The organism is Dyella caseinilytica (genome assembly GCF_016865235.1).
GTDB classification, from domain to species: domain Bacteria; phylum Pseudomonadota; class Gammaproteobacteria; order Xanthomonadales; family Rhodanobacteraceae; genus Dyella_B; species Dyella_B caseinilytica.
In genome coordinates this window covers 871,679-884,146 of record NZ_CP064030.1, presented here as the reverse complement: position 1 = coordinate 884,146, position 12,468 = coordinate 871,679, and the positions used below count along the sequence as shown (strand labels likewise).

Sequence of the window (12,468 nt, the reverse complement as noted above, 5' to 3'; positions counted from 1 at the left end):
GCTTTGAGGAGCGAGGAGAGGGTTGGGGTGAGGGGTCAGTCTCGCCTTAGAGATAGTTCGAAGTGCGGCTCTTTTGAAGTTTGGGGCCAGCCTTGACCCCTCACCTCAATCCTCTCCCCGAAGGGTAGAGGAGGCGAAGGTGTGCGCTACGCGCACTACGTTATTCCACTGAAACGGGAATCTTGCCGATCTTCGCCTGCCATTCACGCGGCCCTGTCTTGTGCACCGAGGTGCCGACCGAATCGACGGCGACGGTCACAGGCATGTCCTTGACCTCGAACTCGTAGATCGCCTCCATGCCCAGATCGGCAAAGCCAACCACGCGCGAGGCCTTGATCGCCTTGGAAACGAGATAAGCCGCGCCGCCCACGGCCATCAGATAGACCGACTGGTGCTTCTTGATCGCCTCGATCGCAGCCGGGCCGCGCTCGGCCTTGCCGACCATGCCCAGCAGGCCGGTCTGCGCCAGCACCTGCTCGGTGAACTTGTCCATGCGGGTGGCGGTGGTCGGGCCGGCCGGGCCGACCACTTCGTCGCGGACTGGATCGACCGGGCCGACGTAGTAGATGAAGCGGCCGTTGAAATCGACCGGCAGTTTCTCGCCCTTGTTGAGCATGTCCACCATGCGCTTGTGCGCAGCGTCGCGGCCGGTGAGCAGCTTGCCGTTGAGCAACAGCACTTCGCCGGGTTTGAAGCTGGCGACGTCTTCCTTGGTGATCGTATCGAGGTCGACACGCCGCGCATTCGCCGGGTTATAGGTGAGCTTGGGCCAGTCTTCCAGCGATGGCGGATCGAGCGTGACCGGACCGGAACCGTCCAGCGTGAAGTGCGCATGACGGGTGGCGGCACAGTTCGGAATCATCGCCACCGGCAGGTTGGCAGCGTGGGTGGGGTAGTCCTTGATCTTTACGTCGAGCACGGTGGTGAGACCACCCAGGCCCTGCGCGCCGATACCCAGTGCGTTGACCTTCTCATAGAGCTCCAGACGCAATTCCTCGGCGCGGTTGCTCGGGCCGCGGGCGATCAGATCTTGGATATCGATCGGCTCCATCAGTGCTTCTTTCGCCAGCAGCATGGCCTTTTCGGCGGTACCGCCAATGCCGATGCCGAGCATGCCCGGCGGGCACCAGCCGGCGCCCATGGTCGGCACGGTCTTGAGTACCCAGTCGACGATGGAATCAGATGGATTGAGCATCACGAACTTGGACTTGGCTTCGGAGCCACCGCCCTTGGCTGCGACGATCACGTCGACGGTATCGCCCGGCACGATCGAGATGTTGATCACCGCCGGTGTGTTGTCCTTGGTGTTGCTGCGCTTGCCGGCTGGATCGGCCAGCACGCTGGCGCGCAATTTATTATCCGGATCGTTATAGGCACGGCGCACGCCTTCGTTGACCATGTCGTCCAGCGACATCGTGGCGTCCCAGCGCACGTTCATGCCCACCTTCAGGAACACGGTGACGATGCCGGTGTCCTGGCACAACGGGCGATGGCCTTCAGCAGCCATGCGCGAATTGATCAGGATCTGCGCCATCGCGTCTTTGGCCGCCGGCGACTCTTCGCGCTCGTAGGCCTTGGCCAGGTTGGTGATGTAGTCGACCGGGTGGTAGTAGCTGATGTACTGGAGGGCGTCGGCGACGGACTGGATCAGATCGTCTTGCTTGATGAGGGTCATGGCGGCTGCTTCGACTGAGGGGCACAACCTGCCTATTGTGCCCCAATCGGGCGCCTCATTAAAAAAAGCGGCCGCACAAGGCGGCCGCAGAGAATGGCAGAAAGCCCTTGAATCAGAAGCGGTATTCGCCCTGGATCGAGTACATGCCGGCGCGGGTGCCGCGTCCCAGATCCATCCCATCGAAGGTCGAGCTGCGCAGGGCGCTGTTCGGGGTGTGGTAGGTGTCGTAGGCCAGACCGAGGCTGAAATGTTTGTTGAAGTTGTAGCCTGCGCCGACACCGAAGTACTCACCGGTATGGGTGTTCGTGCCACGCAACGTGGCTGTACCTTGCGGCGCATAGGCGGCAACCGTGTACGTGTTGCGGCCACGGAACCAGCCTGCACGCGCGGACAGGTACCAGTTGTCGGTGATGTTGTAGTTGAGGTTGCCACCCAACAGGAAGCCGCGGTTCTTCTGGGTCAGGCGTGCTGCATAGGGATCCGCGGCAACGTTCAGGCGAGCCTGGCCGAGGTAGCCATAACCCACTTCCACGCCGTAATCGACAACGCTTTTCCAGCGATAGCCAACACGCACGGCACCCGCTGGATCACGCTTGCGCAGGTTGGTATCAAGGCCGGGCGCGGAGAACGCATCCTTGTTGTAGTTGTAATCGGAATAACCGGCATTGGCATTGACGAAAGCATTGCCATCGGCGAAAGCGGCAGCCGATGCAGTACCCAGCGTGAGTGCAACGGCGAGCGTGACGAGTTTGCGCATTGAGCGAGCTCCTTGGTGAAGTGATGTCGTATCCATCGAGCCGCGCGCATACCGAGTCGGCTCTGACTGTAAAGATTTCGCAAAATGTAGCGAACCAAGTCGCTGACGCCTAAAGACTTTTCCCCATCGCCGGTAGGGATGGGCCTACACAAAACGTCTTGTGAATTGCGGTCGATCCGAATAGGTGCGGCACGCAAATCCATCGGCGACGCCAGTCATGCTGATTCACGGCGTCATCACGGAAACAAATCTCGGAATTTTTCCCGTATGGACATTCACTCATGCCTACATGTCTCTCAGGCACTTCCACAGTTACTGAGAGCGCTATAGGGTGGTGAAGCGGCGCAACGCCAGTCGTCAGGGGAGACGGATGACGTCGCGGGGAAGATCGAGAGACTCAAGCTAACGCTCAACGGTTCGCCTGTTGGGTCGGGGACATGTGTCCAGTGCCCAGGCTATGCAGACGAGCGGATCGTTGTGCTCACCGGGAGGAACACCAATGCTCGCCAAGTTGCATCGCAAGTCGCTTCCGTTGTCCCTGGGCCTGTTGCTGGCCGGTATCACCACCGGCGCCGTGGCAGCCAACGCGACCCCTGCCGTGGACGCCGGAGTAGCACCGGCCAGTCAGAACGTGCAAGTCACGCTGGTGTTGAAACTACGCAATCAGGCCGCGCTTGAGGATTACATCAAGCAGACCGTGACACCCGGCAGCGCGCACTACCAGCAGTTCCTGACCACCAGCCAATTCGCCGAGCAATATGGCGCCAGCAGCGCGGATATTTCGCGCGTGCAGGCCTACTTGCAGAAGCAGGGTTTGAGCAGTCAGGTGCTGCCGAGTCATCTGGCCATCCGCACCAGCGGCACGACGGCTCAGCTCGACGCGCTGTTCAGCACCTCCATCCACAACTATGTGTCGCGCGAAACCGGGCGTCAGTTCCACAAGCCCGCCGGCACGGCGCAGATTCCCTCGGCGATCGCCGATGTCGTGGATGTCGCCAGCGGTCTGAGCAACGAACGCGCCTATCGTTCGCATCATGTTTCGGCATCGGCCTTCACGGCGCTCAACAGCCAGTCGCCGAAGCTCAGTGCCTCCAGTTCGTCTTCCACCGGTTCCAACGGTAATCCGACCGCCTCGGGCGTGCCGGGTGAGTACACCGTGGGCGACGTCGCCAACTTCTACAACATCAATCCGCTGTACAAGCGTGGCGTGGTCGGCAAGGGCTCGACGGTGGCGATCGTGACACTGTCGAATTTCTATCCCAGCGACGCGACCACCTACTGGTCGGATATCGGCCTGACCACCAAGCCGAACCGTATCACTCAGGTGCATGTGGACGGCGGTGGCGCCATCGACGGCGGTAGCGGCGAAACCTCGATCGACGTCGAGCAGTCCGGCGGTGTCGCGCCTTTCGCAAACATCATCGTGTACGACGCACCCAATGCTGGAAACGGATACGTCGATGCTTTTGCGCAAGCCGTATCGGACAACATCGCCGACAGCATTTCCACCAGCTGGGGTCTGCCGGAAATTTTCAACTTCGCCGCGCTTAACGTAACGGGCGCCAGCAATACCGACACCAGCGACGCTGGCGATCTGCGCGCGTTCCACTCGATCTTCCTGGAAGCGGCAGTACAGGGACAATCGCTGTTCGCGGCAGCGGGTGACTCTGGCGCGTATGACACTGTGCGTGATCTGGGCGTCGGTACCGCTCCTGGTGATTACAGCGCACCGCTGACCGTCGATTCGCCGGCCTCCGATCCGTTCATCACCGCGGCGGGCGGCACCACCACACCATACAGCTATGCATTCGGCACGGGTCCGACCGAGCAAATCACACAGGAAAGTGTGTGGGGCTGGGACTATATCCAGAACTACTTCAATACCTACATCGGCCCGAACGTGGTCAATCTGTTCTCCACCGGCGGTGGCGGCGGCGTGAGCGTGTATTGGCATACACCGTTCTATCAGGCGTTCACCAACGGCGTTCGCAGCAGCCAGCCGAATCAATCACTGGTGTTCTATGACCCGAGCGCCGGCCCGACCACGCAGTTGATCCTGCCCAGCCGTTTCCAGGGCCGTAACGTGCCGGATATTTCGCTGAATGCGGATCCGGAAACCGGTTACATCTTCGTTTCCACCTACGACGGCGGCCTCAACAGCGGTGAAGGCGGTACCAGCTTCGTCGCTCCGCAGCTCAACGGTATCACTGCACTGTTGCGGCAGAGCTCCGGCCATCGCATCGGCTTGTGGAATCCGCAGGTGTACGCGATCCAGAACATCTTCGGCTACGGACGCTTCTCGGCGTTCAACAGTATCCGTGCCGGTGACAACTGGTTCTACTACGGCGAGCCGCGCTACAACCAGGGTGCCGGTATCGGCTCGCTGAATGTGGCCAATCTGGATCTGTTCCTGCGTAGCGGATTCTGATCTCGCGTTGACACGAACATCGGCCCGCGTGTGATGCACGCGGGCCGTTTTCTTTCGTGCAAACACAACAACGGCCGCACGATGGCGGCCGTTGTGAGGTGGGATCGTCGCGCCGAACTTCAGAACCGGTATTCGAGCGTACCGCCGTACATGCTGGTGCCGAAATGACCCTGCCAGATGCCGGGAGCCTGCGAATGGAACAGGTCGTAATTCAGGCTTAGGCCCAGATGCTGGGTGAAGTCGTAACCCACGCCTACACCCGCATAAAAACCGTTGTCACTGGCATGTGCTGAACCCGTTATCAGACCGAGCGTGTCGTGCACATTTTCGCTGGTCTGCGAATGGAACCAGCCTGCGCGCGCCGACACGAACCAGCGGTAGTCGCCATAGTGCACCTTGAAATTGCCACCCAATATTTCACCGTGGGTTTTGGCACTTATGCGGAGGGGATCATAAGGACCGCCCTCGCTGGACACGAGGTTGAAGTTGGTCCCGGCTACTTTGCCCAGATCCACGTAACCGGTTTCGATACCCCAGGAATACGGGCCAGTGTTCCACAGATAGCCCAGGCGCAGTGCGCCTGCCCAGCTGGTTGGGTCCCTGTCTCGCAGATTATTGAAGGCGGTATCTTGACCGGCCGCCTCGCCGTTGACGAAGAACTGGCCATCCGCTGCCATGGCCGTGCTACACGCAACAGCCAGCGCCGCCCCGATGGCGGCCTTGGAAATCCATGTTTTCATTGAAGCCCCTGATAGAGAAAGTGGGTTGTTGTCGACGAAATGAACGCAACGATCCGACCACCTTTGCATTCGCGCTGATCCACTAACGCAAACTCTTGCGACCGCTGGAAAAACCCGCGGATCGGGCATTGTAGGAATTGGGAAAGAATTGGCAAATGGGGCCACGCAGACAGCGCTTTGCGCAGATCAAGGCGTCTTTGTGATGCAGATAAAGCACGGAAGCTAATGCGATGCACTCATGCCGAACAAAACACGCGCTCATGTGCCGATCAACTATCTGATTGATGTAAACCACAACCCGTCGTCCCGCGAAGGACGGAGCGCAAAGCGCGGAGAACATCCGAAGGATGGCCCGAAGGGGTGAGCAAAGCGAATCACCTAGTGACTTTCCGCATCAAAGACGCTGGGTCCCGGCCTTTGCCGGGACGACGGGAAATTGAAATTCGAGGTTGGGTTAAGCGCGACAAGCGGTTTAGGTGCCACGTGTAACTCTCCATCCCGCCCTTGCCCAATCCCCGCCCGATTGCGATGCTGCGCTTTTAACCTGCAGGGAACTCCCCCATGACGTCACCGGTTACCGGCTATCAGCGCAGCCTTCGCCTGCGGGATGCGGCGTTGGTCGTGATTGGCGGCATCATCGGAGGCGGCATCTTTCTCAATCCAGGCATTGCCGCGCAACGCACGGAATCGGGACTAGCCTTACTGCTGATGTGGGTAGGCGCAGGCGTGCTCACCTTGATCGGCGCGCTTTGCTACGCGGAACTCGGCGCACGCCGTCCGCATGCCGGCGGCAGTTATGTCTATCTGCGTGAGGCCTTCGGGCCGCTGGCCGGTTTCCTGTTTGGCTGGACCATGCTGCTGGTGATTTATTCGGGTTCCAGCGCTGCGGTCGCGACCATCTTTGCCAGCTATGCCGCGTCAGTATTCGGGCTGCCGCCCGGCATGGCGACGCCGCTTGCTGCCGGCGCGCTGGTGCTGGTCGCAGGGATCAACCTGTTCGGCCTGAAATTCGGTGTGCAGATGCAGAACCTGTTCACCCTGCTGAAGCTGCTGGCTGTGGCGGTACTGGTGGTGTGCGGGCTGTTTCTGGCCGGCGCGGGCAAGACCTCGGTGCTGGCGGTGGATCCGGTACATGCGGGCGTCGGCTTCATGGGTGCATCGCTGCCGGTGCTGTTTGCTTATTCGGGTTTCACCTACCTCAACAATCTGGCCGGCGAAGTGCGCGAACCGCAGCGCACCCTGCCCCGCGCGCTGGTACTCGGCATGCTCGGCGTGATCACCGCGTATGCGCTGGTGAACGTGGCCTACCTGGCGGTACTGGGCCATGACGGTCTGGCGCTCAGCCACACGCCTGCCGCGGATGTGATGGGCAAGGTGTTCGGTTCTGCCGGCGCCAAGTTGATCGCCGTGGGCATCGCCATCTCCACCTTCGGCTTCTGCAACATCACCCTGGTGGCCGGCGCCCGCGTGCTGCAGGTGATGGGGTCTGATGGCCTGTTCTTCGCCAGCGTCGGCCGCCTGCATGCACGCCACCACACTCCCAACACTGCCTTGCTGCTGCTGACCGGTTGGTCGATCGTGCTGGTGCTCTCGGGCAGCTACGGGCAATTGCTCGATTACGCCACCTTTGGCGATTGGCTGGCCTGCGCCGTGGGTGTCAGCACGGTGTTCTGGTACCGGCGGCGTCAGCCGGGCGAGGTCTCGTTCAAGGTTCCCGGCTACCCATTGCTGCCGCTGATCTTCATCGCCGTCATTGCCCTGGTCGTGGTGCAAAACCTGCGTGATAGCCCGGTCAATACCGGCATCGGCGTGGCCATCATGGTGGCGGGCATTCCGGTGTACTGGATCTGGCGCCGGCTGTTCAGGCCCGTACACCCCTAATTTCTTGCGTCAATGCCACAATGCGCGTCCTAAGCATTCAGGAGAGTCCACCAGATGGCGCAAGACCACGCCGTGCCGGCGCATAGCGGGGATATCACCCCGGTTCCGGCTCGTTCCGGGATCGATCTGCAGATCAATGGCGAGCACTATCTCCACACCGGCGATCCGCAAATGCCGCTGCTCTGGTATCTGCGCGACGTGCTGCGGCTGGACGGCACCAAGTACGGTGGTGAGCATGGCGAGGGCGGCGCAGATCTGGTGCTGGTCAATGGCAAGGCGACCTCGGCCATCGGTGTACCGGTCAGCAAGCTCAGCGGCAAGCAGATCGTGACGGTCGAAGGCCTGGTCGATGCCAAGGGCAATCTCCATCCGCTGCAACAGGCCTTCATCGATGAAGACGCGATCGGCTGCGGCTACTGCACGCCGGGCTGGCTGATCGCTTCGATGGATCTGCTCAACCGTCACAAGGATCCTGCCGACAGCGATATCGATACTCTGCCCAACCTGTGCCGCTGTGGCTGCCAGACGCGCGTGCGCGCTGCGATCAAGCGCGCTGCGGCAACCATGAAGCAAGGGAGCAAGGCATGAGCGGCCAGGTTCGCCTTTCCCGCCGCCGCTTCTTGCAGGTGCTTGCCGGCACTGCCGGTGCGTTGATCGTGGGCATCCGCACGGCGGAAGCCGCCAATGCGCCACCGGTGCCGCTGGACATGCTTGGCGACAATCTCTACGGGCTGGGTCTGTACGTGCGCATCGATCAGGATGGTGGCGTGCTGATCGGCGCGCGCGATCCGGATACCGGTACCGGCGTCAATACCTCACTGCCACGCATCATTGCCGATGAGCTGGATGCCGACTGGCAGCGCGTGCGTGTCGTACCGCTCGACCTTGGCGTCAACGTCAACAACGGTCAGCCGCAGTGGATCTACGGTCAGCAAGTGGGCGGCACCGGCAACTCCATTCCGCGGGCATGGCGCGATCTGCGTGCGGCCGGCGCACTGGCGCGCTGGCTGCTCATGCAGGCTGCGGCGCAGCAGCTTGGTGTTCCGGCCGAACGCCTGCACACCGAAAAAGGCACCGTGATCGCTCCCGATGGCCGCCGTCTCGGCTACGGCCAGCTCGCCGCAGCCGCCGCAAAGGTCGCGCCGCAGCAAGCACCCATCGCGGTGAAGACGCCGGATCGCTATACCTTGATCGGCCAGCCAGCTGGCGATGCCGACGCGCGCAATATCGTCACCGGGCAAACGCCTTATTCGCTCGACCAGCATTTCGGCGATGCGGTCGTTGCCGTCCTTGCACACAGCCCTTGGCCGGATGGTCACCTCGACCAGTTGGATAAAGCGCCCGCACTGGCCATCAAGGGCGTGATCGACGTGATCGAACTCAAGCCCGATCCCAAGCTGCCGCCCGGACAAACCGTGATCGCGCCTGCCGTCGCCGTGATCGCCGAAACAACCTGGCTCGCTCTGCAAGGCCGGCGCGCACTGAAGCTCAACTGGAAACCAGGCGCTAGCGGCAGCGAGAGTACTGCTGCGCTCGAACAAGAAGCCACCACGCTATTGAACAGCGACAGCGCACCCACCACACGCGTGCGCGACGACGGTGATGTGGACAAGGCCGGCCGCAAAGCCGCGCGCCGCGTCGAGGCGACGTACTACCAACCGTGGCTCGCGCACGCGACCAGCGAGCCGATGAATTGCCTGGTGCGGCTGGATAAAACCAGCGCCACGCTGTACGTGCCGACGCAATCGCCGCTGCAGGCATGGACGGTGGTGCAACGCCTCACCGGCCTGCAGGGTGATCAGATCGATATCCGCGTATCACGCGTTGGTGGTGGTTATGGCCGCCGTCTCGATCATGATTACGTCGCCGAAGCGGTGCTGCTGGCACAGGCCATCAACAAACCATTGCGTCTTTTCTGGCCACGCGATGAGGATCTTACGCACGATTATTACCGTTCTGGCACCGTGCATAAGTTCAATGCCATCGTCGATGCCAAGCGTCACATCATTGCGTGGAACCAGCGCCTTGCCAGCGCTTCCGCACTGACCGGCCGCGGCACATCGAGCGATCACCTTTGGACGTCCGAAGTTGGCGTAAACCAATTTCCTGCCGGCTTCGTGCCGAACTATCGCAGCGACTGGTTCAGTCTGACCTCGTCGATGCCGCGCGGCCCGCACCGTGGCATGCCGGATGTCACCAACGCGTTTGCCGCCGACAGCTTTATCGATGAGATCGCGCATTCGCTCAAGGAAGACCCGCTCGACACCCGCCTTCGCCTGATCGGTGAACCGCGTCTGGTCCCGCTGCAAGGCGGCGGCGCGATCGACACGGCGCGTCTTGTGAATGTGTTGAAACTGGTCGCCGACCGCATCAGCTGGAAAGACTGGCTGCGCACGGTCAACGGCCTTGGCATTGCGTGCTGGTACATGGACGGCGCGTATGTCGCGCATGCCATCGAAGTGTCGATGCAAGGCGAAAAGCTCACCATCGAACGTGCCGTGTGCGCCGTCGATGTCGGCCGTGTCATCAATCCCCAGGGACTGGAAGGACAAGTGGCCGGCGCAACATTGGATGCGCTGTCCGCAGCGTTGAATCTCGCTATCACGGTGAAAGATGGCAAGGTTCAACAAAGCAGCTGGAAGGATTACCCGCTCGCCAGCATGGCGCAGCTACCCAATACGGTGGAAGTGATCACCGTGCCTGGCGAAGGTGATCCTGCCGGCGCCAGTTTCCTTGCCATGCCTACCGCAGCGCCAGCGTTGGCCAATGCCGTGTTCCGTGTGAGTGCGGTGCGTGTGCGGCGACTGCCGTTGATGAAGGAGCTGGTGCGGTTGTTGTAAAACATCGCGAGAACTTCAGCCTGCAGCAATAACAAGCTTTGCTTCAGCGTCATTCCGGCGAAGGCCGGAATGACGCTGAGGCAGAATCAGGTAACTCCAGTCGGCAACCGCAACCACCTTCGAAGCTCAACGCAGCATCCATGGCAGAACTCCCGTTCAGTGGAACTGATCGCTCGCCGGCACCCACGAACCCGAAGCGGGCGATGGTAGTTTCAAGGGTTGCACTGATGCCGATGGCGGACAGTTCGGTGGCATCGGTCCGCCGCTGATACGCGCCGCCGCACACTCCGCGCTGTTATCCAGTTGCACAGGTGTGACCGGTGCCGCTTGCGTGGCGGCAGCGACCGGCGCCACCTTCGGTACCGATGTATTGGCCGTGGGCAAGTTCAGACGATCATAGATCTTCTGCGGCAATGGCACGGCGGGCGGATCCGGATTGGTGCAGCCGAACAGTGACGACGGCAACAGCGGCATCACCGTGCACTTGATGCGCACGCCTTGCGGCAAATTGAAGGTATGGCTGACGGTGGTCTTTTCCACCGCATGGCGCAAAGCCGTATCCACCGAGCTCTCGCCCTTCGGCGTCCAGTACTGGTCGAAGACAGTCGGGCGATATTTGGGGAGATTGATGTTGTGCGACATGATCTCGGTGTCGCCGCGTGGTTTGAGCTGGATGTACGTGCCGTTGGGCGTACCAGGCGTGCCGCTGCCTTGCGCGTTTGCCGTGTTACCGGCTCCCGCCGATAGCGATGGCTGGCCTGTCTGGCTGCCATTGTTTTCGGAAGGCTGACTTACGCCATTAGGTTGTCCCGGATTGCCGGTTTCGCTACCTTGCGGCGTCGCGTTCGGTGCTGTGCTGACACTGGCGTTTTCTTCGTTTGCCGATGCGCTCGATGACGCTGCGTTGCTCGCGGATGAGGACGGCTGCTGCTCCGCCGCCTTTTCGCTGGAGGGCGACTCTGCCGGCTTGGTTTGCGCCGTTGCGGGTGCTGGCGCTGGCGATGGCGCCGTGCTGAGTTGCGGTTGTACCGACACCGCAGGCATGGCCAGCTTAGGCGCTTCCACGGTCAGCGCAGGCGCGGAGGGCGTGAGGTTCGCCGCTGGCGCGGCAACAGGCGTGACCGGCACCGGCGCGAGTTGCGCTTCCTGCGGACGCAATACAGGCGACACGACTTGTTGGGCCGTGCTTGGCACATTCGGCGCTTCCAGCGGCGCGGCGGAAGACTGCAGATTGACAGTGGGCGCGGGCTGCGCCGGCATCGGAATCGGCTGCAATGCTGGCGCTGGCGGCGCTACCGGTGTTGGTGCTGGCGTGACGGTAGCAACCTGAGGGATTGCCACCGGCGCAAGCGACGGCGTCTCCACCGCCATCTGCGGCGGCGTCGCGGTCAACGCTGATTGGGCCGGCTGGGTTGGCAGCGCAAGCGAAGGCAATGGCGGCATCGGCTGCGTACCTTCCGCCTGTGCCTTGCGCGGCATTTCTGGCTGGAATGCCGGCGGCACTGGCTGTGGCACCTGCACGGCTTGCAGTGAAAGTGGAGGTGGCGGCAAGCCGACAGGTTTCGCCTGCACCATGGGGGCTGGCGACGGCTTGGGTAATGTGATCGGCGGCAGCGGCGCGGCCACAGGCTGGGGCTTTTCGGATGATGCCTGCTGCTTTGGCGCCACCACAGGCTGCTGCTTCGGCGCAGGCGTGGGCGGTTGCTCGACGGCAGCCACGGGGGCCGCGGTCGAGATCTCGTGCGTTGCATGCACCACTTGCGACGTGTTGCCGCGATGGCGCGGGCCATGTTCCTTGGGTGGGGTACCCAGTACCGGAGGTGGAGGGGGCGGCAATGGCTTGTTGTTGATCAGGCGCACCAGCAAAGTGTTGCCTTTCGGCTCGGGCGGTGGTTGAAACTGGTAAGGCGAGCCGAGCATCGATCCAAGCAGAAACAACAGATGCACCAGGAGCGCGCCGACCACGCCGGCCACTTTCAGCAACCGCTCGCGCGGCCTCTCGCGGATACGCCGCCGATAGACGAGCGCCCATGTTGTCGCGTCGCGGGGCGACCTGATCAACACGGCAGATTTAGGTGGGGCAGGCTGATCCGGAGGCGATGGCTGCATGGGCGCCAGTGTAATGGGCACGACGGCATTTCTTGCGC

General features: G+C 61.9%; 8 protein-coding genes. 4 read left to right on the top strand and 4 right to left on the bottom strand.

The window, feature by feature from the left end; genetic code table 11:
- Window positions 1-160: 160 nt before the first annotated feature.
- Together ISN74_RS03610 and ISN74_RS03605 are read right to left on the bottom strand one after the other, a co-directional pair.
- Window positions 161-1,675: a fumarate hydratase gene (locus ISN74_RS03610; RefSeq protein ID WP_188797478.1), complete on the bottom strand. Its 1,515-nt coding sequence runs from the start codon at window positions 1,673-1,675 to the stop codon at window positions 161-163.
- 112 nt (window positions 1,676-1,787) lie between these two features.
- The gene (locus ISN74_RS03605; RefSeq protein WP_188797475.1) at window positions 1,788-2,432 is read right to left on the bottom strand and encodes an outer membrane protein; all 645 of its coding nucleotides are present in this window, start codon (window positions 2,430-2,432) and stop codon (window positions 1,788-1,790) included.
- Between the two features lie 499 nt (window positions 2,433-2,931).
- Between ISN74_RS03605 and ISN74_RS03600 the strand changes: the two genes are divergently transcribed.
- A complete protein-coding gene (locus ISN74_RS03600) occupies window positions 2,932-4,860 on the top strand; it encodes a S53 family peptidase (protein WP_188797473.1) in 1,929 nt (642 codons plus the stop codon).
- A gap of 119 nt (window positions 4,861-4,979) precedes the next feature.
- On the opposite strand, the gene ISN74_RS03595 is transcribed toward ISN74_RS03600, so the two are convergent.
- On the bottom strand, window positions 4,980-5,600 hold the full coding sequence (locus ISN74_RS03595) for an outer membrane protein (protein WP_188797471.1): 621 nt from the start codon (window positions 5,598-5,600) through the stop codon (window positions 4,980-4,982).
- Between the two features lie 561 nt (window positions 5,601-6,161).
- Here ISN74_RS03595 and ISN74_RS03590 point away from each other — a divergent pair.
- From ISN74_RS03590 to ISN74_RS03580, 3 genes are read left to right on the top strand one after another with little or no spacing between them, the layout of a single operon-like run.
- Entirely contained in the window at window positions 6,162-7,481 is a 1,320-nt protein-coding gene (locus ISN74_RS03590) for an APC family permease (protein WP_188797470.1), read from the top strand.
- A 54-nt stretch (window positions 7,482-7,535) separates the two neighbouring features.
- Window positions 7,536-8,069, top strand: a complete 534-nt coding sequence (locus ISN74_RS03585) for a (2Fe-2S)-binding protein (protein WP_188797468.1) — start codon at window positions 7,536-7,538, stop codon at window positions 8,067-8,069.
- Window positions 8,066-10,321: a xanthine dehydrogenase family protein molybdopterin-binding subunit gene (locus ISN74_RS03580; protein WP_188797466.1), complete on the top strand. Its 2,256-nt coding sequence runs from the start codon at window positions 8,066-8,068 to the stop codon at window positions 10,319-10,321. Before ISN74_RS03585 ends, ISN74_RS03580 begins: the two co-directional genes overlap by 4 nt.
- Before the next feature lie 156 nt (window positions 10,322-10,477).
- Here ISN74_RS03580 and ISN74_RS03575 read toward each other — a convergent pair whose 3' ends face one another.
- A complete protein-coding gene (locus tag ISN74_RS03575; RefSeq protein WP_229678978.1) occupies window positions 10,478-12,451 on the bottom strand; it encodes a hypothetical protein in 1,974 nt (657 codons plus the stop codon).
- Window positions 12,452-12,468: the final 17 nt, after the last annotated feature.